The sequence below is a fragment of the Moraxella sp. CTOTU48717 genome, assembly GCF_032057165.1.
GTDB classification, from domain to species: domain Bacteria; phylum Pseudomonadota; class Gammaproteobacteria; order Pseudomonadales; family Moraxellaceae; genus Faucicola; species Faucicola tetraodonis.
In genome coordinates this window covers 1-24,571 of sequence record NZ_DAMBBC010000012.1, presented here as the reverse complement: position 1 = coordinate 24,571, position 24,571 = coordinate 1, and the positions used below count along the sequence as shown (strand labels likewise).

Sequence of the window (24,571 nt, the reverse complement as noted above, 5' to 3'; positions counted from 1 at the left end):
GTCATAACTAATGGTTGAATCTCTGAAGCTTCTAAAGTATTGTAGCGTAGTAAAAATCACGTTACCGAACTTAGTATACAAGGAACAAACTTGTGAGGTTATTTACAAAAAACAACAAGCTAGTCGTTGGGGTAGATATCACCACCACTGCGATAAAAATGGTTGAAATAACACGGCAGCAAGGTCTATTTCATTTAAGAAACTACGGCATTGAACCGTTACCCCGCGGTGCAGTTGTGGATAAAAATATTGTAGATATTGACGCGGTCAGTGACGCCCTCGCAAGATTATCCCGCGGTAGCAGTTTTTCTAGTAAACATATCGCGACAGCCGTATCAGGGTCTTCGGTTATTAGCAAAATTATTGAGATGGAAACGGATCTCACAGAGCTTGAAAGAGAATCTCGTATCCGTCTAGATGCTGACCAATATATTCCCTATCCTTTATCAGAAGTTAATTTAGATTTTGAAGTGATAGGTCCTTCAGCCACGCCTGATATGTGTAAGGTATTGTTAGTTGCCTCTCGCACTGAAAACGTCGACCAGCGTGTCGATGCGGGTGCTTTGGCGGGACTGGAAACTAAAATTGTGGACGTAGAGGCTTACGCAGTTGAACGCGCCTTTCAATTGATGGTCGATAGCTTGCCAGGTCAACCTCAGCATGTAGCTCTCATTGATATCGGGCACAGCCAAACCACGCTTTATATTGCAAAAGACGGGGAGTTTGTATACAGCCGAGAGCAGCTTTTTGGTGGCGCCCAGTTAACTGAAAGTATTCAAAGTCGTTATGGTTTAACGTTCGAGGAGGCGATGATTAATAAGCGCACCTTGTCATTGCCAGATGATTACTATACGGATGTATTAATGCCATTTCTAGATGCCATTGTGCAGCAAATCACCCGCTCGCTGCAGTTTTATTTTTCATCAAGCCAAAATAGCCAAGTAGACTATATTTTGTTGGGTGGGGGTAGTGCCAGCATTGCGGGTCTAGCAAGCATGGTTGAACAAAAACTTGGTACGCGCGCAGGTATTGCCAATGCATTTTCAAATATGACGATTAATAACCATATCAACACTGAATTACTGATTATGGATGCGCCAAGCTTAATAGCAGCTTGTGGCTTGGCGTTACGGAGTTTTGATTAATGGCAAAGATTAATTTACTTCCTTGGCGTCAAGAACTTCGTGAACGTAGAAACCGTGAGTTTATGACTTTAGTGGTTGCGGTATTGTTTTTATCGTTACTCGGTGCCTTTGCAGCATGGAGTTACTATAAAAATACCCTAGAAAACCAGCAACTTGCTAATGAACGCATCAAACAAGAAAACGCTAATTTGGACAAGGCGTTAAAAGAAATCGAAACCCTTGAGCAGCAGCGTGATGATATCATTGCGCGTATGAAAGTGATTCAAGACTTGCAAGGTCGTCGCCCTGTCCCTGTTCGTATTTGGGACGATATTGCCAGAATTATCCCCGCACAAATGTATTTAACCAGCATGAAGCGAGAAGCTGATACCATCACCTTTACCGGTCAAGCCGACAACCCGAATGTGATTTCAACATTTATACGCAGTCTTGATGGGACGCAGTGGTTAGAAAAATCTGCGGTGGTCAGTATACAGCAGCCCAATGCAGTGGCTTATCAAGCCCCCACACCCACGCCTGCTGCCGGTAACATCAGCGCTAGCAGTACCAGCGCAACATTACCAGAAGCCAATTACGTGACTTTTGTGGTAACAACCATGGTTAAGCAAACCGACGTCGCCAGTGCCACCGCTGCGAGTGGCGTTGCGGCAAGTGCGAGCAAGGAGAAATAACGGTGAAATTAACCAATCCGCTAAAAAGACCGAGACTTGTCAAAAAACCTGTTCAAATTACCGCAAGAAAATCGTTTGATGTTAAAGCCTTCGCCGAGAGCTTTAAATCACTAGACCAAAATAATTATGGTAGCTGGCCTGTGCCTGTTAAGGTTACCGTCTTGCTATTTATGGTCGCTGTTATCGCCTTTTTAACTTGGTTTTTACCGATTAGTACCAAACGTGAGGAGATTGCCGCTGCCGAAGCCGAGCAGCAAACCTTGCTCGATCAATATCGCCAAAAAGAATCCAAAGCACGTCATTTAAAAGAATATCAAGCGCAAGTATTAAAAATGCAGTCTGATTTTAAAGAACTGCTCAATCAATTACCCAAAGACACCCGTATTTCTGACCTAGTGGATGGGATAAATATGGTTGGTGTGGGCAGTAATGTCAAATTTCAGGATATCAAAGTTGAACCTGAAGTGTCTCAAGAGTTCTTTATTGAGCAGCCAATTCGTATTGCCGCTTTAGGAGATTATCACCAATTTGGCTCATTCATTAGTGGGCTTGCTAAATTACCTCGCATTATTACACTGCATGACTTTGAAGTTGCCAACCCTAGTCCTAGCCTAGACAAGCTACCAGAAACCAATCTTGTTTTGAACGTTAAAACTTATCGTTCAAAAGAGCTAAATGAAGAAGAATTGAAAAAGGCACAAAAAGATAATCAAAAAAATCCAGCTGGGTCTGACAATAAGGAAGCAAATAATGGCAATAAATAAAAAACCGCTCACTATTTGCTTAGCCCTATTAGCCCTGTTATCTGGCTGTACCGACCGTGTCGGTTTGGCAGAGCAACAAATGCAGGACATCCGTAACCAGCCTGCGCAACCGGTAAAGCCACCGCCGACACCCGAAGTGGTACAAGAGTTTAATTACAGCGCTTCACCGCTGCGTAGTCCATTTATGCCGCCTAGTTTAATGCTGCAAGCCAATCAAGTACAGCAAATGAAAGGGGTGAGACCGGATGTGTCCCGACTCAAAGAGCCACTTGAACAATTTGAGTTGAATGAGCTTACCTACAAAGGTACGATGGTGTCATCATCTGGCGAGGTGTATGGTCTTGTGCAACGCCCAGATGGGGGGATTGCCAGTGTCAAAGTGGGTAATTATATGGGTAAAAATGAGGGGCGTATTGCAGAGATTACGCCAACCCAAATTAACTTAATTGAAATCATACCAGACAGTCGTGTCGGCTATGTCGAAAAAGCAAACTCAATTGTTGCCGCAGTTAGTCAATAAAACAAAGGGATAATTCAATGAATTTTAATGCCTATCCATTTCGAACTTCAACGTCTAAGCTTGCGGTAGCGATGAGTGCGATGTTAGTATCTAGCAGTGTGTTTGCAGCTGATACCATTAGAAATATCTCGGTTACCACGCCGAGCGCTGTGCTAACAGAACTCAATATCGACTTTGCTAATAGTGCTGTGACCCCGACGGCTTATGAACTTGCCTCACCCACACGACTGGTGTTGGATTTCCCCAATGTGAATAATCAAATTTCATCACGGATGCAAACTTATAACAAAGGCTATGTCAACAATGTCACAACGCTGACCAATGACAGTATGACACGTATGATTATTGAGTTGTCAAATCAAGCGACCTTTAGTACACGTGTGATTAATAATCGCCTGGTAGTATCAATGCAGCCGAAAACCACAGCAGCTACCAATCCAGCTATCGTTAAACCTGTGGTGACTACAGCGGCCGTTGTGAGTCAGCCCGCGGTGGTAACGCCTGCTGCCGTAGTGACTGAAGCTGCGCCTGTGATTGCTACACCGCCACCTGTGGTCGTGCAAACGCCGCCACCTGTTGCCGTCGTGACCCAAACACCAAAAGTCGCCCCACCCGCCAATACCATGGTAGTCAAAGTCAATCCTTTATTAAATCCTGCTGCCGCCGTTGTTCAACAATACAACTATGATGGCCTAGCGGCGATTAATTTTAATGGCACCTCGAACGGCGGCGGTAATGTTAGCATTAATTTGGTGAATGACAGCATCCCTGTGGATGTACAGCGCATGGGTGATGAGTTAGTCATTCGTCTGACAGGCGCTACCATTCCCAGTCGCCTGCAAAAACAAATGACCGTAGGTAACGGCTTGGTGCGTGATGTTATCGCAACCAACCAAGGACGCAATGGCGTGATTCGTATTACCATGACAGGCGATTATGACTATAGAGCCTTTCAAACAGGTAATCAGCTAAATATCAATATCGATCCCCCCAAACGTCTGCGCGAGCCGACCCTTGAGGAGCGTACCTATAGCGGGGCGCCTTTATCACTAGAGTTTCAAGATGTCAGCGTGCGTACGATTTTAGAAGTGTTGGCACAACATACCAATACCAATATTGTTGCCAGTGACAGCGTCGGTGGTAATATTACCTTGCGTCTGATTAACGTGCCTTGGGATCAAGCCTTAGATATTATTCTAAAAAGTAAAAATTTGGATAAACGGGTTAATGGTAATGTAATTTGGGTGGCACCCGCGGCAGAACTTGCCAAACAAGAAGCCGATGAATTAAAAGCGCAACAAGAGAAAAAAGTATTAGACCCCCTGCGTACCGAATATATCCGACTCAACTATGCCAAAGCAGAAAATGTACGAACACTGATTGAAGCAGGCAGAGCAACATCCGATCGTTCGAGCGGTAGTACCTCACTGTTAACAGACAGAGGTACAGTCACAATCGATAGCAGAACCAATACTTTAATTGTTAAAGACACCGCTGAAACCATCAGCAACATCCGTGATTTGATTAGTAAAATCGATATCGCTGTCAAACAAGTGATGATTGAAGCTCGCATTGTGAGTGCGACAGACACCTTTAGTAAAGAACTTGGGGTGAAATGGGGTATTTTATCGCAAGGCGCGGCAAGTAATCGTAACCTGCTAGTGGGTGGTAATTTAAGTACCATTGATAGCCTTAAGACTTATACCACGGCTACGAATGCCGATGGTACTACCTATCCTGTCTATAGCGGTCTCACTGCCGCTAATAACCTCAGTGTCAATTTGGGAGCGACCAACGCCGCAGGCTCGATTGCCTTTGGCTTGTTGAGCATTTCAGATTTACTATTAGATTTAGAATTGTCAGCCATGCAAGCGGATAACAAAGGTGAAGTCATCTCTAGTCCAAAAGTGCTAACCGCCGACAAACAAACTGCCAAAATCATGTCAGGGACGCAAATCCCTTATCAAGAAGCCTCTGCCAGTGGGGCGACCTCAACGAGCTTTGTCGAAGCGGCATTGAGTCTTGAAGTAACCCCTAATATCACCCCTGAAGGTCGTATTGGCATGGATTTGAGTATTGAAAATGGTTCACCAACTATCGTCAATGGTGCGACAGCGGTTTCTAAAGATTCGATTAAAACCAACGTGGTCGTCGATGATGGTCAAACGGTTGTGCTCGGTGGCGTGTTTAAAAATACCTTAGGTAACGATGTGACTAAAATCCCTTTCTTAGGCGATTTACCTTATGTTGATCGCTTCTTTAAACGCACCTCAAAAACCAACAACAAGCAAGAATTATTGATTTTTGTGACCCCAAAATTGGTGAATGACACGGGCCGTGTTAATTAATTTACTCCCTAATAGAGCTGTTGTATAACAAAATAGTCTTATAGCACATTGCCACAAATCACAGTATAATGTTTTCAATATATTATAGAGTGATTTGTGGTTTTTTTATGGAGTGTAATCAACCTAAGCCGTTAATTATTTTGATTGGCCCGATGGGTGCGGGTAAGACCACAATTGGTAAACTGTTGGCGCAGCAACTTGGGTTTACGTTTTATGACAGTGATCAGGAAATAGAACGCGTCTCGGGCGCAAGTATTAGCTGGATTTTTGAAAAAGAGGGTGAAGTAGGGTTTCGTCAACGCGAAACACGTGTACTTGATAAACTAACCCAGCTCGATCATGTCGTACTAGCCACAGGCGGCGGGGCAGTTACTATCGCCGAAAATCACCATTTTTTAAAACGGGGTATAATCATCTATTTGCGGGCAGAAGTTGACATTCAGTATGAACGCACTTGTCGTGACCGCAACCGTCCGTTATTACAAATAGACAATCCTAAGCAAAAGCTAACCGAGCTTTTTTGTAAACGTGACCCAATTTATCAGCAGCTTGCTGACATCACCATTGTTACCGGTCACAGTTCCCCAAAAAAAATGGTGCATGATATTTTACTGCAATTGCAAGACACCAATATAACCGTCTAAATGTCGCAATCTCGATATGACAAGCTAATTGATGACAACCTACTAGATGACAAAAAGATAATATTGATATGAGTACTGCCATGCGCCGTGAGTTAATTGTCCATACACGTTCACACGACTATCCCATTTTTATTGGGGAAAATCTCATCGAAACCTTTGAGTTTGCTGACTATATTGGCGGCAAACAAGTATTGGTTGTCACCAATGAGACCGTTGCCCCCTTATATCTTGATAAACTCGTCGCACGTCTGCCTGCAGATAAACTCATTAAGACTTGTATTTTACCTGATGGTGAGCAATATAAAACCCAGCAAAGCATTGACCGTATTTATGATCAGTTGATGGAAAATCACTTTAACCGCGACTGTACGCTGATTGCCCTTGGCGGTGGCGTCATTGGTGATATGGTGGGTTTTGCGGCAGCAAGTTTTATGCGTGGTGTGAATTTTATCCAAATTCCCACAACTTTGTTATCGCAAGTGGATTCTAGCGTCGGCGGCAAAACAGGCATCAATCATCGCTTGGGCAAGAATATGATTGGCGCGTTTTGGCAGCCGCGTCTTGTTTTGGCAGATATGACCACGTTAAAGACATTGCCACCGCGTGAATTGTCAGCAGGGTTAGCAGAAGTCATTAAATACGCGTTAATCGGCGATGTGGCGTTTTTGGCTTGGCTTGAAACCAATATGACGTCGTTACGCATGCTCGATTTGAATTTGTTAGCCCAAGCTGTACTGATTTCTTGCCAGCATAAAGCGGATATTGTGGCGCAAGATGAGTTTGAAGCCAATACGCGTGCGCTGCTTAATTTTGGTCATACCTTTGGGCATGTGATTGAAACGCATGAAGGTTATGGCAATTGGCTGCATGGTGAAGCAGTCGCGGTAGGCATGATTCAAGCGATGCAGTTGTCACAAAAACAAGGTTGGCTTAGCGCCGACGATGTTGACAGAGCCAGTTCTCTAATCGCTCGTGCTGATTTACCCACCCATCCGCCAGTCATTGAGGTGGACACAGCACTGGATTTGATGGGTCATGATAAAAAAGTCAAATCCGGCAAAATTCGTCTCGTATTACTAGAACAGTTGGGACAAGCGGTATTGACGTCAGCGTATGATCCAGCGTTACTGACAGACGTGCTGGCTTTGACTAACAAACCTAATTGATATAAATTTTATAGATGGGTTAAAGCGTCCTATCGGGCGTTAACCTTACCTCAGACAGAAGGTTGTTTTATGGTGCATTCTTTATCTACGCTGTATCGTTCATGGGCATTTAAAGTGACCACTTGGCTGATTTTAGCGGCGATTGCAGGGGGTTTGACAGTCATGGTGTGGATTGCCTCTGCTGTAAAGCCTGCCAAAAGTGCGGTGAAAGCGGCGAGTAATGCCAATCAAAATCAAGATCCCACTGCGCTCCTATTGGCCAAAACACCTGAAGAGCTTAATACCGAGGTTAGGCCCATCAAATTTGATGCCGTGATTCGTGATATGCGCAACTATCCCAAAGAATTTAAGGACAGTCGCTTTATCAAGGCCAATAACGGGAAATGGACAGTTCAAGTCATGAACGTGGTGGAGCACGAAGTGGTCACCGATTACCTAAATAGCCGTGACGATCGTGATAAATTTAATTATTTTCGTATCGTTGATGCGCATAACCAAAAACGCTTTGTGGTCACTTATGGCGTATTTGGCTCAGTACAAGAAGCGGTTGGCGCAGCTAAAGTAGTGAATTTTAATTTACCAAAAGAAGTTAAGGCATTTCCTGAAGAATTTAAAATGTATGCCCCACAAATGGATGAGTATGAAGTCGCGCCGCCACTTCGTGATGTCGGTAAGACAGCCGCGCGGGAAGTCAAGCTAAACGCCACACCAAAATTGTTGCCTGCGCCAAAAGCCAAAGTTGAACGGCAACCACAAGCTGCGACTTCCACAGCAGCAGAACCAAAACGCGTAGCACCAAAAACTAGCATTGAAAAGTCAGCCAATCCGCAAGAGACCCTTTCTATCCAAGAAGGTAAAGTGATTGCTGAAAGCAACAGTAACGACTCAAATGTTACCCGTTCAGAACCAAAAGTTATCAATAGCAAGAACGATAATGCGGACGTTAAACCCAAACAAACTCACAGCAAGCCGTCTGAAGAAAAGCCAAAATCCAAAGATGCCTCAAAGGATAGCATGGGCGAGTTAATCAAGCAGAAGTCCCAAGCCAACTAGTGACTTTAGACGAATTGGTTAGTTTTGGGATTCAAATAACAGTGGATTTTTTCACCCTTTTTCGTTAATATAACGAAGGGTATCATTTTTATTTCTTATGGTACATATAGATAACAAACATGACGGTTATCTATTCCAATCTTTTATGATTCAATAGCAAACATTGCACATATTTATAGTATGCCCATTTCTTTGCTACCAGCTTGTTAAGGGAACACGCTTATGTCTTTAAATCAGTATTCAGATCAGCATAATCTTTACCAACCCGATGTGTTCAAAGACAACTGTGGGTTTGGTTTGATTGCGCATACCCATGGTGAAGCTAGTCATGACTTAGTGCAAACAGCGATTCATAGCTTAAGCTGTATGACCCACCGCGGTGGCGTGGCAGCCGATGGTAAGACAGGCGATGGTTGTGGTCTATTGATTGCGACGCCCAAGGTATTCTTTAAAAAAATCGCTTCAGACAATGGCTTTACCCTAAACGAAATTTTTGCGGTCGGCACGGTATTTGTTAACCTTGACAAAGCGTTAGCACAGCAAAGCCAAGATACACTAAGCCAAGCGATTGAAGCACAAGGTTTGCTAGTCGCTGGCTGGCGTGATGTGCCGGTTGATTTAAGTATCGTGGGTGACATTGCCCGTGAATCACTCCCAGGCTTTAAACAAATTTTAGTCAATTGCCCCATCAATATGGACGAGGCAACGTTCAACCGTAAATTATTCGTTGCACGCCGCAAAGCAGAAATCGAACTGAAAGATGACCCTTTATTTTATGTGACCTCATTGACCTCACAAGTGGTTATCTATAAAGGCTTGGTCATGCCTGCTGATTTGCCCGCGTTCTTCTTGGATTTGCAAGACGAACGTTTGGCGTCACACATTGTGGTATTCCACCAACGTTTCTCAACCAATACCCTGCCAAGATGGCCATTAGCACAGCCTTTTCGCTATCTTGCCCACAATGGTGAATTAAACACGATTGATGGTAACCGTGACTGGGCAGTCGCTCGTACGCCAAAATTTGTGACCGATTTGATTCCAGAGCTGCAACAATTACAGCCACTCGTCAACCGTGTGGGCTCTGACTCATCAAGCTTAGACAATATGCTTGAAGTACTGGTGTCAGGGGGCATGGATTTATTCCGTGCGCTTTCTATCCTCGTGCCGCCAGCATGGCAAAATGTTGACACGATGGACATGGATTTACGCGCGTTTTATGAGTTTTACTCACAGCATATGGAAGCGTGGGATGGTCCAGCCGGTCTAGTCATCCAAGATGGTCGCTATGCGGTTTGTATGCTTGACCGCAATGGTTTGCGTCCATCACGTTGGGTGACGACCAAAAATGGCTATATCACCGTGGCTTCAGAAATTGGCACTTGGGATTATCAGCCGGAAGACGTGATTGCTAAAGGCCGCGTCGGACCGGGGCAAATGCTAGTGATTGATACCGAAACTGGTAACATCATGGACACCAAAGCCGTGGGTCGTCAGCTGAAAAAAGCTCACCCATATCGCCTATGGTTACGGGAAAATGCGGTACGTCTACGGGATGATGAACAGCTAGAAGAAAAAGCTTACGAGCAACGTGAAACAGGCGAGCATCTGTTAGCACTGCAAAAAATGTTTCATATCACCAATGAAGAACGCACAGAAATCATCCGTCCTTCAGCCGAAAATGGTCAAGAAGCCGTTGGTTCAATGGGGGATGACACCCCGATGGCGGTACTGTCAAAACAAGTTCGTCACGTGGCTGATTTCTTCCGGCAACAATTTGCTCAGGTTACCAACCCACCAATCGATCCTTTGCGCGAAGCGATTGTGATGTCATTGGAAACTTGTTTGGGTAGCGAAAAAAATATTTTTGAACCCACGCCAGACCACGCTAACCGTATCGTGTTGTCATCGCCTGTGTTGTCATCGAGCAAAATGATGCAACTACGCAGCGTCACAAAACCAGGTTTTGAAATTGAAACCATTGATTTAAATTATGATGAATCAATGGCCTTAGACGATGCCATCAGAAACATCTGTGAGCAAGCTGCCCAAGCGGTACGTGCAGGTAAAGTATTGATTGTATTATCTGACCGCAATATCGAAAAAGGTAAAGTACCTGCCAATGCCATTATGGTGACAGGTGCGGTGCATCATCACTTGATTAATGTGGGTCTACGCGCAGATGCCAACTTAATCATCGAAACAGGTTTGGTACGTGATTCGCACCAATTAGCGGTCTTGTTAGGGTTTGGTGCTACCGCGGTTTATCCATACTTGGCTTATAATGTGATTGCAGACTTGGTCGATAAAGGCGACTTGCTCGGTGACCCGTTGTACGCCAAAAACAACTTCCGCAAAAGCTTGGATAAAGGCTTGTTAAAAATCCTATCAAAAATGGGTATTTCGACTGTCTCTTCTTATCGCGGCGCGCAATTGTTTGAAGCCGTGGGTTTATCAGAAGAAGTGGTTGAGCTTTGTTTTACTGGGGTTGAAAGCCGTATCTCAGGTGCCACGTTTGACGATTTGGCGATTGACCAACAAATCTTGGCAAAAAACGCCTTTACCAAACGTGTACCGCTTGACCAAGGCGGCTTGTTAAAATTCGTCTTTAATAAAGAATACCACGCCTTTAACCCAGATGTAATTCAAGCGCTACATAAAGCGGTACGCACGGGCGACTACGACAACTACAAAGAATATGCGTCGATTGTCAACAGCCGACCCGTAGCGACGTTACGTGATTTGTTGCAGTTAGATACCAGTAAATCCATCAGTGTTGATGACGTTGAGCCTATTGAACAAATCCTAAAACGCTTTGACTCAGCAGGTATGTCATTAGGCGCCTTGTCGCCAGAAGCACACGAGGCGATTGCAACCGCGATGAACACAATTGGCGGACGTTCAAACTCGGGTGAGGGCGGTGAAGATCCCACGCGTTATGGCACGATTCGTAACTCAAAAATCAAACAAGTCGCCTCAGGTCGTTTCGGGGTTACGCCGGCTTACTTGCGTTCTGCAGAAGTGATGCAGATTAAAATCGCGCAGGGGGCAAAACCCGGTGAAGGCGGTCAGTTACCCGGTGGTAAAGTAAATAGCTTAATTGCGCGTTTGCGTTACTCAGTGCCAGGTGTGACCTTGATTTCACCGCCACCGCATCATGATATTTATTCGATTGAAGACTTGGCGCAGCTAATTTTTGACTTAAAACAAGTCAATCCAAACGCGCTTGTGTCAGTCAAACTGGTGTCGCGCCCAGGTGTAGGCACTATTGCAACGGGTGTGGCAAAAGCGTATGCCGATTTGATTACCATTTCAGGGTATGATGGTGGTACCGCAGCATCTCCTTTGTCGTCAATTCACTATGCAGGCTCGCCTTGGGAGCTAGGTTTATCTGAAGCGCATCAATCGCTTCGTGTCAATGGGTTACGTCATAAAGTACGCGTGCAAACAGATGGTGGTCTAAAAACGGGTTTAGACGTAGTCAAAGCAGCAATACTGGGAGCAGAAAGTTTTGGTTTTGGTACCACGCCAATGATTGCCGTGGGCTGTAAATACCTGCGTATCTGTCACCTAAACAACTGCCCAACGGGCGTGGCAACGCAAAAATCAGAACTGCGCGATGAGCATTTCATCGGTGAAGCCGAAATGCTGATTAATTTCTTTAGATTTGTGGCACAAGAAACCCGTGAATGGTTGGCCGCATTGGGCGTGCGTTCAATGGAAGAGCTTGTGGGTCGCACCGACTTACTATCAGTCATGTCAGGCAGCACCAACAAGCAACAACACTTGAACCTAGCGCCGCTATTATTTACCCATAGCAAAGGCGATGGCAAACCACAAACCTGCCAAGTTGAGCGCAATGAGCCATTTGACAAAGGCTTGCTCGCTGAACAAATGGTTATCGATATGATGGATACCATCAAATCAGCCAAAGGCGGTGACTTTAGCTATCGTATCGGCAACTGTGACCGTTCTATCGGTGCGCGTATCTCAGGGGAGATTGCTGCGCTGCATGGCAACAATGGTATGGCAAGCGCGCCAATCAACTTGCACTTAACCGGCACCGCGGGTCAAAGTTTAGGTGTGTGGAATGCAGGCGGTTTAAACATTAAGCTTGAGGGGGATGCCAACGACTACGTAGGTAAAGGCATGGCAGGGGGTGAAATCGTGATTTACCCACCAAAAGGCTCGACGTTTGCTAGCCAGCAAACCGCTATCATCGGTAACACCTGTTTGTATGGTGCCACAAGTGGTCATCTATATGCAGCAGGTACTGCAGGTGAACGTTTTGCGGTGCGTAATTCAGGTTGTTTTGCGGTGGTTGAAGGTACCGGTGACCACTGCTGTGAATACATGACGGGCGGTGTAGTGACAGTGTTGGGTAAAACAGGGCTAAACTTCGGTGCTGGTATGACAGGCGGTTTTGCTTACGTACTTGATTTAGATGGCGATTTCTTTGACCGTTGTAACCATGAGCTTATCGATATGCATCGTATTTCAAGTGAGCAAACAGAAAATCACCGTATCAACTTGATGTCGATTATCAAAACTCACGTAGCAAAAACAGGTAGCCAATGGGGTCAAACCATCCTTGACGACTTTGAGCATTATGTTCGTAAGTTCTATTTGGTCAAACCAAAAGCCGCGAACATTACTTCGCTACTAAAAACGACCATGGCAGACCCACAATAAGCGATTGTGTCGCATAATTTGATGATATTGGATTGCTAAAGGTAGCGCGTGACCAGCGCTCTACCTTTAACTTAAATTTTAAAAGTTCGCTGTCAAGCAGGTCGGTATACAGTGAATCGCTGGATACCACTCACTTAGGAGCATTGCTTTAGGAGCATTGGGGCATGGCAAAACGATTACACAACGATTTTCAGTTTTTAGACGTCGCACGTGTCGATCCTTCAAAAAAAGACATTAATACCCGTACTCACGAGTTTGTTGAGATTTACTATCCATTCGAGCAAGACCAGGTGACTGAGCAAGCGCACCGCTGTCTTGAATGTGGTAACCCTTACTGTGAATGGAAATGTCCCGTTCACAACTATATTCCAAACTGGCTAAAACTGGCTGCCGAAGGTCATATTTTCCAAGCGGCAGATTTATGTCACCAAACTAACACGTTGCCAGAAGTCTGTGGGCGAGTATGTCCACAAGACCGTCTGTGTGAAGGGGCTTGTACCCTCAATGATGGCTTTGGGGCGGTCACCATTGGTAACGTGGAAAAATACATCACCGATACTGCGTTTGCGCTAGGCTGGCGTCCAGATATGAGTGGTGTGACTTGGACGGATAAAAAAGTTGCGGTGATTGGCGCAGGTCCTGCCGGTCTTGGCTGTGCTGACATATTGGTACGTCATGGCGTCAAACCTGTGGTATTTGACAAACGCCCTGAAATTGGCGGACTACTGACCTTTGGTATTCCAGAATTTAAGATGGAAAAAAATGTCATGCGTCGTCGTCGCGAAGTGTTCGAAAGCATGGGCATTGAATTTCGTTTAAATACCGAGATTGGTAAAGATGTCACCATTGATGAGTTACTCAGTGAGTATGACGCGGTGTTTATGGGTATGGGTACCTATACCTATATGCGTGGCGGTTATGCCGGTGAAGAGCTATCTGGCGTGTATGATGCGTTAGATTTTTTAATCGCAAACGTCAACCGCTGCCAAGGTTGGGAAACGAACCCACAAGAGTACATCGACCTACAAGGTAAAAAAGTGGTCGTCCTTGGCGGTGGTGATACCGCGATGGACTGTAACCGTACCAGTATCCGCCAAGGTGCAACTTCTGTGACTTGTGCCTACCGCCGTGATGAAGAGAATATGCCAGGCTCACGCCGTGAAGTGCGTAATGCGCGTGAAGAAGGCGTACAGTTTTTATTTAACCGTCAGCCGATTGAAATTATCGGTTTAAATGGTAAAGTAACCGGTGTTAAAGTAGTGACTACTAAACTTGGCGAACCCGACAACCGTGGTCGCCGTAGCCCAGAGCCTATTCCCAATTCAGAAGAAATCTTGCCAGCCGATGCGGTGATTATGGCATTTGGTTTCCGTACTAGCCCAGCTGAGTGGTTTACCACCCAAGGCATCGAGATGGATAATAGTGGACGGGTGATTGCACCTGAGTTACAAACTTATAAGTACCAAACTAAGAATCCAAAAATCTTCGCAGGTGGCGATATGGTGCGGGGTTCAGACTTGGTGGTAACCGCGATTTGGGAAGGTCGTGAGGCCGCTAAAGGTATCCTAGATTACTTGGATGTTTAAGCGTGAAACTTCTTTAGCTAACAATTGCTGTTAATTACGTCAAAAAACCCAATATCGATTGGGTTTTTTTACAGGTAAATTTCGGTGCGTTTTTGTCCACTTTAAGCTATTATGTCGCATAAATTCATCATACCACTAGGTCAATGACATGCCATTTACGCAGCATTTTCGTCCCGCTACTTGGGCAAAATTACGGTGTCAACATGCCAATCTTTATCAAATCGATGAGCAGCTGTTTCGTAGTGAGCAGCTAACGCCCGATGATATCGGTATTATCCAGCAATACGGCATCAATACGCTTATCAATTTACGATTTTTTGATCGCGATGATAACGAAGAAAATTTAGCCAACTTACCGCTGACCTTTATCAATCACCCATTGATGACTTGGGCGATTAAGCCGCAGCAACTTGCTGAAATTTTGTATGATATTTTGTGGCACCAAGCGCGTGGCGACAAGGTGCTCGTGCATTGTTATCACGGCTCAGATCGCACGGGTATTACCGTTGCTATGTATCGCATTTTGGTACAAAACTGGACGATTGAGCATGCCAAAATTGAAATGCAGGACGGCGGGTATGGCTTTCACTGGATTTGGATTAATATCAGCAATTTATTGACCGAGAAAAAAGTGCAAGAAGTGCAACACGCTTTGTTAGCGCTACAACGCCAAAAGCCTTATTATTAGCCAACCTTAAAACCCATCAAGCGACATTAACTTTGGATAGCCTGTGAATATCAAACGACTGTTAGGTGAAACCATTATCTATGGTATCGGTGCGATTTTACCCCGTGTCATTACCTTTTTACTCAATCCGTTGTATATCAATTACATTGATAAAGAAGCCTTTGCTATCTTTACCAGCCTATATGCTTGGATTGCTTTTATCAATATTGTGCTCACTTTTGGTTTTGAAACATCTTATTTTCGCTTTTCAGGAGAAGATAAAACAGGCGCCGCCGAAAAAAATGTGTTTAGCACGGCGTTTTGGTTTATTGCCATGTTGGCAGGCAGTTTTTTGGTCATGGTGTTGCTCTTTAGCAATCCGCTATCAATCCTGATGGATTATGGCAATCATCCTGAATTTTTGCGTTGGTTTGCTTGGATTGCGTTTTTTGATGCAATTTGTACCATTCCGTTTGCTTGGCTACGTTATCACAACCAGCCTGTGAAGTATTCGGTGGTGCGGGTAGTGTCGATTTTGATACAGACTGTGGTGGTTATTGCGCTGTTTCGCTTTGTGCCTATTGATGCTGCCAAAAGTTTCGGCTTGACCGAGCAAGTGGCGTATCCGTTCTTTGCCAATTTAGTTGCCAGTCTCGCCACTTTTATGATGCTGTTCCCGATTATTAAAAAAGTACGCTTACATTTTGATAAAGCCTTGTTCAAACGTATGATTCGTTATTCTTATCCGGTCATGCTGGCAGGGTTGGCGTTTATGGTGAATGAAAACTTCGATAAAATCATCCAATATTATATGATTGATAAAGGCGATGCGGGGGCATACGGCGGCTGCTATAAATTGGCGGTGTTAATGACTTTGTTTGTGACCGCCTATCGGATGGGGATTGAGCCGTTTTTATTTAAACAAATGCACCACGCCAATGCCAAACATACGTATGCCATGATGACGGAGTATTTTGCTTTATTTGCATCGGTGGTGGCGCTTGGGATTATTGCCAATATTTCATGGCTTAAACGGTTATTTATCACCGACCCCAGTTATTGGACAGCGATTAATATCGTACCGATTATCGTCATTGCAAACCTATGTTTTGGGATTTATTACAACCTATCAACTTGGTATAAGGTAACTGACCGTACTGGGATTGGCTCAGCCATCTCGTGGCTTGGGGCAGGATTGACTATTTTGCTCCATATGCTGTTTTTAAAACAATACGGCTTTATGGTGTCGGCGTGGGTGACGCTTTTTGTTTATTTCCTCATGATGATAGTATCGTACGCGCTTGGACAGCATTTTTATCCAATACCTTACCAAACCAAAAAAATCGTTTTCTTTTTGGGTACGCTAATGCTGTTTAGTGTGATAATCGTCAGTGCTTTTCAAATGAATTTTTGGTTATCCAATACCTTATTACTGGTCTATATTGGCTTAATCGGCTATAGCGAGCGCGCGCTGTTAAAAGGTTTGGTAAAGGCAAAAGCGTCATGATTGAGGCTCAATAATATTTTAATGGGTCCCAGTATTTAATTTAGCCAAATTACCCTTATATCAGTTACTAGTCGCAATTGATTCACCTTGCGCAAAAAAGTTTGCTATAGTAACAGCAGGAGAATCAATGAATTGCTACTTACCTGTGATAGACATGGGTAAGTCATCTCATGAGAAGGAGTTTTTCATGCAACAATCAAGTACACCGCAAGCAACTACCCAGCCATCCAATCCTCTATTAGCGAATAATGAGCAACTGATAGCAGTGTCTGCCAAAGATATTGTTAAACAACATCTCGATAAGCTCGGTATACCCCAAGATATTGAGATTGATGATGCCGAATTTGCAGAAAAAAAACAGCGCATTGCCGATTTGTTAGAACAGCATAATGCCACGTTAATTGCTCACTATTACACCGACCCAAAAATCCAAGCAATTGCCGAAGCCACAGGCGGTATCGTATCGGATAGTTTAGAGATGGCGCGGTTTGGGCGTGATAGTGATGCCGATGTGCTGATTGTTGCAGGCGTCAAATTCATGGGTGAGACCGCTAAAATCCTAAGTCCTGCAAAAACGGTATTAATGCCAACGCTAGAAGCCACTTGCTCACTAGATTTGGGTTGTCCGATTGAAGATTTTAGCGCGTTTTGTGACCAGCATCCTGACCGTACTGTGGTCGTGTATGCCAACACCTCAGCGGCTGTTAAAGCGCGGGCAGATTGGGTGGTGACATCGAGTATCGCGGTTGAGCTCATTGACCATCTAGACACCCAAGGTGAAAAAATCATTTGGGCACCTGACCAGCATTTGGGGCGTTATATCCAGCAAAAAGTGGGCGCAGATATGCTACTGTGGGATGGCGCTTGTATCGTGCATGAAGAGTTCCGTAGCCGCAGCCTAAAAACCATGAAAGAGATGTACCCCGATGCGGCGGTGCTAGTGCACCCAGAATCACCGATTGAGATGACCCAGATGGCAGATGCTGTGGGTAGCACCAGTCAGCTGATTAAAGCGGCGCAAACCCTACCGCACAAGATGTTCATCGTCGCGACGGATCGCGGTATTTTTTATAAAATGCAGCAAGCAGCGCCAGATAAGGTGTTTATCGAAGCGCCGACGCGTGGGGAAGGTGCAACCTGTCGTTCATGTGCGCACTGCCCGTGGATGGCGATGAGTGATTTAGACCAAATCATCCATGCACTGGAGAAAGTAGGCACGCCTGACGCCGTACCGCACGAGATTTTTGTTGATGCGCAGCTAATCGAACAAGCTAAAAAACCCCTAGATCGAATGTTGGCGTTTGGTGCCACGCTCAAAAGATAGGCATTAACAACCATCGTCTGTTTTTAAAATATTGAAAAAAGTCGTTGACAGCCTAACTAACTTGCTTTAATATACGCACCACTTAGCGATGATAGCCTTTAAGCTTACCATTGCTAAGGTTTTGAAGTAACAATTAAAGCCTAGTTAGGCAATCGGAGTGTAGCACAGCTTGGTAGTGCACCTGGTTTGGGACCAGGGGGTCGAAGGTTCGAATCCTTTCACTCCGACCATTCATTCTTTAAACTTACCCAAGTTGAAAAGATGAATCAAGAGCCGAGCAGGCTTTTTTTATGCGCCTGTAGCTCAGTTGGATAGAGCACCCGCCTTCTAAGTGGGTGGTCACAGGTTCGAATCCTGTCAGGCGCGCATTTTGCTAGTCTGTAAAACCTACCTTATGGCGGATGTAGCTCAGTTGGTAGAGCCCCGGGTTGTGATCTCGGTTGTCGTGGGTTCGAGTCCCATCATTCGCCCCATATTTTAAAAAAGCCCCTAATTCATTGAATTAGGGGCTTTTTTTATGCCTTGTCTTTTCCCTTATCTATTTATCACGTTTGCAAATTTGTTATAAAAAACAATGGTTGTGCTACACTTTTTTAGGATGAATTATTATCTATTTTATATACTAGGGTCATATAGTGTACTAGAAGATAAGCTCGTAAAGGTAAATTGCCAATAGCGTAACTTTACCTGATGGAAAACCTCAAATAAAATGGCGTGAGACCCTGAATATGATACGAAGTACAACGATGTTTTATCAACTTGCTATGACCAGTGTTGCGATAAGTGGCTGCATAGTTGTCAATACTGCCCAAGCGGCTACTAGGCTGCCAAAATCCCCTTGGCAATCGCATGCATCACTCAAAAGTAATCAAGTTAGCCCAATTTACCACCAGCAATGGCGACAATCTGATTATAAATATTGCCCAATTTTAGCCATTGCTAATCATTCCTCAGTCAATGTTAAAACTGCACAATCACGCGCTGCCAATTTTTCAGGTGGCTTTGCGGTGGCATATGATTTGAAGAACTATAAGGGCAAGCCTTTGCGCAATGCTTACGGCGTAGCCAATGCCGGTATGACGTCTAAGCGTGACTTGTATGGGGGCTGGGCCTATCATAAAAACTATGCCGATGGCAGTTATGTGACGCTTGGGCGAGAGGGCAATAACCCACAGGGTAAAATGCTGGCTTACCTAGTGCTGGACAATGGCTGTTTTTATAACATCTGGAGTCAATTAAGTAGTGAGCATTTGCAAAAAATGATAGGTCAATTACGCTATGTCAATTGAGGAAACAAAAAGTAGCTATAAAAATTAGCGACAAGAAAGTAGCCATAAAAAAAGCAACGTTACTGCGTTGCTTTTTTTTAAAGTTGCTTTTTTTCGAATTTTTTTTTAAAGTTGCTCGTTTTAAATTTTCTTGTTTCAAGAAAAGTCATGCAAAGAAATTTTCTAGCACCTTACGCTGACTGCTTTGCCAGTGTGACCAGTCTTTGGCTGAGTCGGCCAGCGAGCCCCGCCAGCCTTTGATATTGCCTTTCATGGTAGATAACCGATGTTGGCTGGTGGTATTAAGCAGTGTCGGCTGTTTTTGCAAACGCTCAAGTGCAACTAAGGCAGCAGGGCGGTCATTACACAATAATCCCATATCGCAGCCTGCCGTTAAGGCAGCCGCAATACGGTCACCTGCATCACCTGCAACATGTGCCGCTTTCATCGACAGGTCATCGGAGAACAATACCCCATTAAAACCTAGCTTGCCACGGATAATTTGCTGCAGCCAAATCGATGAAAACCCTGCAGGTTTGTTATCAACTGTGCTAAATACCACATGAGCGGGCATGAGCGCATCAAGTAGCGGCTTGTTGCGAATAAATGGCTGCATATCGTATTGGCGAATCTCATCATAACTGCGCTCATCGGTGGCATCATCCACATGAGAATCCGGTGCAACTGAGCCGTGACCGGGAAAATGCTTGCCCGTGGTTGCCATTCCTGCAAGCTTCATGCCGCGCATAAATTCAGCAGATAAGGCGGTGATTGCAATCGGATGGGCGTGAAACGCGCGATCACCAATCACGCGGCTAACCCCATTGATATCAAGTACAGGCGCAAAACTAAAATCAATCCCAACTGCTAGGACTTCGCTTGCCATCAAATAGCCCGCACAATAAGCAAGATCAAGCGCAGTGATAGGGTCATGCTCAAACCTTTCACCGAGTTTACCCATCGCAGGTAGCGGCGAAAAACCCGCGCGCAAGCGAGCGACACGTCCACCTTCTTGGTCAACGGCAATTAAAATATTGGGCTTGATGGCACGCATACTATCGGTCAGTTCGCGTACTTGCTCAGGGCTTTCTACATTGCGCCCAAACAAAATCACGCCGCCAACTTCCGGTTGGCTTAGCAGTGCTTTATCTGCTAGGCTAAGCGCTGTGCCTTCAATATCGAGCATGAGTTGACCGACTGCTTGCATGCGGTAATCCTTCTGGGTATTGCTTGCCGCCAACGGTTAGATATAGTTGGCGGCAGAAAAATTGTGAAAAAACATAGCATACGCTTTTTTTGATAAAAATGCGACTAGCTTACTGGCGATTATTATTAGCGAATATTACTGACGGTTAAGCCGTGATGGTGACGGCAACAAACTGACATCACTCACCCGACAAGGATTGATATCAATCCCGCCACGGCGTGTGTACCATGCGCGTACCATGAGCGTTTTTGGCGCAAAGGCTTGGGTTAAATCACTAAAAATCTGCTCCACGCATTGTTCATGAAAGCCATTATGCTGACGAAAGCTCAAAATATACTCAAGCAGTCCTGCGCAGTCAATTTGTTGGCTATCTATCTGAATCTCCAGTGTTCCCCAATCTGGCTGATTGGTGACAGGGCAGTTTGAACGCAGCAGATGCGAATGCAAGATTTGTAACTGGCTATCAGAGGCGCCTTGATGGGCAACGGTCAAACTTGAAGGATCGACATCACTGACAATGGCGATTTTTTTATCGCTACTATCCAACGCGTTATCAATGCAGTCACCCTGTGGCGCGCTGATGGGTAAGCTATTTGCGATGTTTACTTCAAAAATCTCAAGCGTCACATCGGTTTTTAGACAAGCCGATAAGTCTTTTTCCACCGCTGCTTTAACAGCTTGTTGATTGTCAAATTCAGTGAAATTTAGGCTATTAAAATACAGTTTGAGCGATTTTGATTCGACAATATAGTCCGATGTGGCAGGGATGGCAAGGCGCGCCATTGCCACCTGTGAAATGCCTTGCGAATTCAGCCAAGACATCTCAAAAACCTGCCACCAGTCCATGCCAATACTTAAGGCGTCAGCAGGCAGCGCTAGGTTTGCTCGTCCTAATGCGCGAGGAATGGGGTAGAGCATATCGGGGGCGTAGGTTTTTGGATAGCTGGTGGATTGACCCAAAATACCGTGAGTTTCAAGTGGTTTCATATTTTTTTAATTTAACTAAGTTATCTAAGTTATAAACGAACGCGTGAGCCATCTGCTAAAAGATAATACGCAATGCCATAAAATATCGCGGTAAAAATCCCAATCGCCACCAAAGATGACCATACATTGACATCTGAATGACCCAAAATACCATAGCGAAAAGCATTGACCATATAAACAATGGGGTTGAGTAGCGATATGTTTTGCCAAAATCCTGATAAATCTTTAAGTGAATAAAACACACCGCCCAAATATGTCAAAGGTGTCAACACAAAACTGGGTACGATGGAAATATCATCAAACGAGCGGGCAAATACCGCATTAATCATACCGCCCAGCGAAAATAATGCTGAGGTCATCACCACAGTAAAAATCGTGACAAATGCATGCACCAGTGATAACTGAGTAAAAAACAACGCGAGCACCGTCACAATCGCGCCAATGGTCAATCCCCGAAACAAACCGCCCGCGATAAAACCCAGTAAAATGGTATGTTTAGAAATCGGACTGACCAGCATCTCTTCGATATTACCATGAAACTTGGTGGCAAAAAAACTCGATACCACATTGGAGTAGCTATTGGTAATCACCGACATCATAATCAAGCCAGGCACGATAAACTGCATGTAGGAGACACCGCCCATATCGCCAACCCGAGCGCCAATCATTTTACCAAAGATGATAAAATACAAACTCATGGTGATGGCAGGGGGCAACAGCGTCTGCGGCCAAATGCGAAGAATTCGGCGGATTTCTTTGACTAACAAGGTGTTAAATGCAACCAACTGGCGCTGAAAATCCATGTTAATTCTCCAATTTTTCAGTCAAATTATTTTCAACAATCCCCAAAAACAACTCTTCAAGGCGATTGGCTTTGTTACGCATACTCGCTACCTGAATATTTTGAGCATTTAACTGGGCAAAGACGTCATTTAAACTCTCGCCTTTTTTGAGTGTGACTTCAAGGGTCAACGGGTCTGGCTGCTTGGTTTTTACCACATTGGTTAACGCAATGCGTGCGGGATAAGGTTGCGCCAAATCAAACACAAAGCTTTCCACATCAAGGCTGGTAAGCAAACTTTTCATATCGGTATTGATACGAATTTCACCCTGGTCAAGGATAGCAATGTTTTTACACAGCTGCTCAGCTTCTTCTAAATAATGGGTGGTTAAAATAATGGTCGTACCTTCTTCCGTGTTAATTTGCTGCATAAAATCCCACATCGAGCGGCGCAGTTCAATATCCACCCCTGCAGTCGGCTCATCCAAAATCAGCAGTTTGGGACGATGCATTAAAGCACGCGCAATCATCAAACGGCGTTTCATGCCGCCAGAGAGCATACGCGCTTTGTCATCGCGTTTTTCCCAAAGACCCAATGCTTTAAGCAGTTTTTCGGCACGCGGGCGAGATTCCTTGGTAGGTATACCAAAATAACCTGCTTGGGCAATCAAAATATCTTCGATTTTTTCAAACTGCATAAAGTTAAATTCTTGCGGCACCACGCCTAAGAACTGCTTGGCTTTGGCAGGCTGTTTAAGCAAATCTACCCCAAAAATTTCTACCGAGCCTGAGCTGGGTTTAAATAGCGAGCTGATAATACCAATGGTGGTGGATTTACCCGCACCATTGGGACCAAGTAGGGCAAAAAATCCACCTTGGGGTACGGTCAAATCAATGCCTTTGAGTGCAGCAAAACCATTTGGGTAGGTTTTGGTAAGCTGGGAGATTTTTAGAGCAGGGATGGTAGTGTCAAAATTTGCCATAGCAATGCAGGTTCTGGTTAAAGGTGAGACCTTAATGGGGATGGGTTGGACAGTTTAAAGATTTGAATGCACTAAGTTAAGTTAAATTATATCAATGATACAATTAAAAAAGCCTATCAGTTGATAGGCTTCATCTGGGCTAAAAATGATTATTTGGATTGAGACACCATATAATCAACCGCATTGGTCACTTCCACATCTAGCAAATCAGCGTTACCGCCTTTAGCTGGCATGGCATTAAAGCCTTGTAGCGCGTGTTGGTGAAGGGTAGCGGTACCTTTAGCGATACGGGGACCCCAAGCGCCTTTATCACCAAATTTTGGTGCACCTAACAGACCTGCAGTATGACAAGTATGGCACACACCTTCATAAATTACTTTGCCTTCACGTGGTTTATCTGGATCAGCGGCACCCAATGCAGCGGCAATAGTGATATCACACTCTTTACCTTCAAAACAAACTTTACCTTGTGGGGCAATACGTGCGATTAGATTTGGGTATAATGCAACCAATTTTGCAACTTGAGGTGGGTCTTCAGGTGCTTTTTCTGCTTCCTTTTTTGCGGGAGCGGCAGAGGATGCAGGGGCTGAAGCAGTTGCAGTACTTGAGGCTGTCGCGGTACTTGAAGCGCTAGCGGTAGCTGATGCCGCTGCAGGGGCACTGGCTTTATCCTCAGCTTGGCTGACAGCGATACCCGCAAGACTTAGCATAGTAACCGCTGATAACATCACTACTTTTTTCATTCGTCACGTTCTCTCAAACAGGTGAATTAAATTATCGTAATACTTTTAAAACGGACAATATGAGCCATTAGATTGCTCGATTGTATCCGTTGATGCAATATTGATGCGATAAATGTTACACAGATTTATTTTCCATACTATTATAAGGGAAAATTATCTGAAAAAGCTATGCTTATTTGATGTGTGCTATCAACTTTGCCGAGCAGTTTTTAGCAGTAATTTTGATGATTTGCTTATTGTACGAAAAGTTTGCTAAAATAGCCCACTGCTTTTTTTCAATCCCAATCAAAGCGTTCGTAGCTCAACTGGATAGAGTACAGGTCTCCGAAGCCTGTGGCGTGGGTTCGAGTCCCGCCGAGCGCACCATTTTCACTATATAAGTATTTGATTTAATAGTATTTATATTCAATTGATTTTATTTAATGTACATATCAGTGTACAATATCTGCAATTTATTAAATTAACCCCACTCTCAACACTTTTAAGCGGGGTTGAAACAAAGAAGGCATGAACTT

19 protein-coding genes and 4 tRNA genes are annotated in these 24,571 nt (G+C 44.6%); 18 read left to right on the top strand and 5 right to left on the bottom strand.

Annotated elements, in window-relative coordinates:
* The first annotated feature begins 92 nt into the window (after positions 1-92).
* From RT084_RS08315 to RT084_RS08235, 17 genes are all read left to right on the top strand, one after another.
* On the top strand, positions 93-1,145 hold the full coding sequence (locus RT084_RS08315; RefSeq protein WP_312522109.1) for a pilus assembly protein PilM: 1,053 nt from the start codon (positions 93-95) through the stop codon (positions 1,143-1,145).
* Positions 1,145-1,816 carry a PilN domain-containing protein gene (locus tag RT084_RS08310; RefSeq protein ID WP_312522107.1) on the top strand — a complete coding sequence of 224 codons (672 nt, stop codon included), beginning with the start codon at positions 1,145-1,147 and terminating at the stop codon, positions 1,814-1,816. Before RT084_RS08315 ends, RT084_RS08310 begins: the two co-directional genes overlap by 1 nt.
* 2 nt (positions 1,817-1,818) lie before the next feature.
* Positions 1,819-2,580 carry a type IV pilus inner membrane component PilO gene (locus RT084_RS08305; RefSeq protein ID WP_409418173.1) on the top strand — a complete coding sequence of 254 codons (762 nt, stop codon included), beginning with the start codon at positions 1,819-1,821 and terminating at the stop codon, positions 2,578-2,580.
* A complete protein-coding gene (locus RT084_RS08300; protein ID WP_203171548.1) occupies positions 2,567-3,100 on the top strand; it encodes a pilus assembly protein PilP in 534 nt (177 codons plus the stop codon). The genes RT084_RS08305 and RT084_RS08300 overlap by 14 nt, the downstream gene beginning before the upstream one ends.
* Positions 3,101-3,117: 17 nt before the next feature.
* Positions 3,118-5,448 carry a type IV pilus secretin PilQ gene (gene pilQ, locus RT084_RS08295; protein WP_313099144.1) on the top strand — a complete coding sequence of 777 codons (2,331 nt, stop codon included), beginning with the start codon at positions 3,118-3,120 and terminating at the stop codon, positions 5,446-5,448.
* Positions 5,449-5,555: 107 nt separating this feature from the next.
* Positions 5,556-6,092, top strand: coding sequence for a shikimate kinase (locus RT084_RS08290; RefSeq protein WP_313099141.1), 537 nt, complete (start codon positions 5,556-5,558; stop codon positions 6,090-6,092).
* A gap of 68 nt (positions 6,093-6,160) precedes the next feature.
* On the top strand, positions 6,161-7,258 hold the full coding sequence (gene aroB, locus RT084_RS08285) for a 3-dehydroquinate synthase (protein ID WP_313099138.1): 1,098 nt from the start codon (positions 6,161-6,163) through the stop codon (positions 7,256-7,258).
* Between the two features lie 69 nt (positions 7,259-7,327).
* Positions 7,328-8,311 (top strand): hypothetical protein, encoded by a 984-nt coding sequence (locus RT084_RS08280; RefSeq protein ID WP_313099135.1) that lies wholly within the window; start codon positions 7,328-7,330, stop codon positions 8,309-8,311.
* Positions 8,312-8,533: 222 nt separating this feature from the next.
* Entirely contained in the window at positions 8,534-13,003 is a 4,470-nt protein-coding gene (gene gltB / locus RT084_RS08275; protein WP_313099131.1) for a glutamate synthase large subunit, read from the top strand.
* 164 nt (positions 13,004-13,167) lie between these two features.
* Complete coding sequence (locus tag RT084_RS08270; RefSeq protein ID WP_160002369.1) at positions 13,168-14,589, top strand: FAD-dependent oxidoreductase; 1,422 nt, start codon at positions 13,168-13,170, stop codon at positions 14,587-14,589.
* 148 nt (positions 14,590-14,737) lie between these two features.
* Positions 14,738-15,277: a tyrosine-protein phosphatase gene (locus RT084_RS08265; protein WP_065253758.1), complete on the top strand. Its 540-nt coding sequence runs from the start codon at positions 14,738-14,740 to the stop codon at positions 15,275-15,277.
* 43 nt (positions 15,278-15,320) lie between these two features.
* A complete protein-coding gene (locus tag RT084_RS08260) occupies positions 15,321-16,763 on the top strand; it encodes a lipopolysaccharide biosynthesis protein (RefSeq protein ID WP_312385763.1) in 1,443 nt (480 codons plus the stop codon).
* A 187-nt stretch (positions 16,764-16,950) separates the two neighbouring features.
* Positions 16,951-18,087 (top strand): quinolinate synthase NadA, encoded by a 1,137-nt coding sequence (gene nadA, locus RT084_RS08255; protein ID WP_313099122.1) that lies wholly within the window; start codon positions 16,951-16,953, stop codon positions 18,085-18,087.
* A 153-nt stretch (positions 18,088-18,240) separates the two neighbouring features.
* Positions 18,241-18,317, top strand: a tRNA-Pro gene (locus RT084_RS08250).
* Positions 18,318-18,379: 62 nt separating this feature from the next.
* Positions 18,380-18,453, top strand: a tRNA-Arg gene (locus RT084_RS08245).
* A 31-nt stretch (positions 18,454-18,484) separates the two neighbouring features.
* A tRNA-His gene (locus RT084_RS08240) sits at positions 18,485-18,560 on the top strand.
* Positions 18,561-18,833: 273 nt separating this feature from the next.
* Entirely contained in the window at positions 18,834-19,376 is a 543-nt protein-coding gene (locus tag RT084_RS08235; RefSeq protein WP_313099117.1) for a hypothetical protein, read from the top strand.
* Between the two features lie 145 nt (positions 19,377-19,521).
* On the opposite strand, the gene nagZ is transcribed toward RT084_RS08235, so the two are convergent.
* From nagZ to RT084_RS08210, 5 genes are all read right to left on the bottom strand, one after another.
* The gene (nagZ, locus tag RT084_RS08230; protein ID WP_313099113.1) at positions 19,522-20,562 is read right to left on the bottom strand and encodes a beta-N-acetylhexosaminidase; all 1,041 of its coding nucleotides are present in this window, start codon (positions 20,560-20,562) and stop codon (positions 19,522-19,524) included.
* Between the two features lie 135 nt (positions 20,563-20,697).
* Positions 20,698-21,549: an NADPH-dependent 7-cyano-7-deazaguanine reductase QueF gene (gene queF / locus RT084_RS08225; RefSeq protein ID WP_313099109.1), complete on the bottom strand. Its 852-nt coding sequence runs from the start codon at positions 21,547-21,549 to the stop codon at positions 20,698-20,700.
* A gap of 29 nt (positions 21,550-21,578) precedes the next feature.
* Entirely contained in the window at positions 21,579-22,352 is a 774-nt protein-coding gene (locus RT084_RS08220) for an ABC transporter permease (RefSeq protein ID WP_312535864.1), read from the bottom strand.
* A 1-nt stretch (position 22,353) separates the two neighbouring features.
* Complete coding sequence (locus RT084_RS08215) at positions 22,354-23,313, bottom strand: ABC transporter ATP-binding protein (protein ID WP_313099105.1); 960 nt, start codon at positions 23,311-23,313, stop codon at positions 22,354-22,356.
* A gap of 149 nt (positions 23,314-23,462) precedes the next feature.
* On the bottom strand, positions 23,463-24,056 hold the full coding sequence (locus RT084_RS08210; RefSeq protein ID WP_007116371.1) for a c-type cytochrome: 594 nt from the start codon (positions 24,054-24,056) through the stop codon (positions 23,463-23,465).
* Between the two features lie 290 nt (positions 24,057-24,346).
* Between RT084_RS08210 and RT084_RS08205 the strand changes: the two genes are divergently transcribed.
* Positions 24,347-24,422 (top strand) — tRNA-Arg (locus tag RT084_RS08205).
* Positions 24,423-24,571 lie beyond the last annotated feature (149 nt).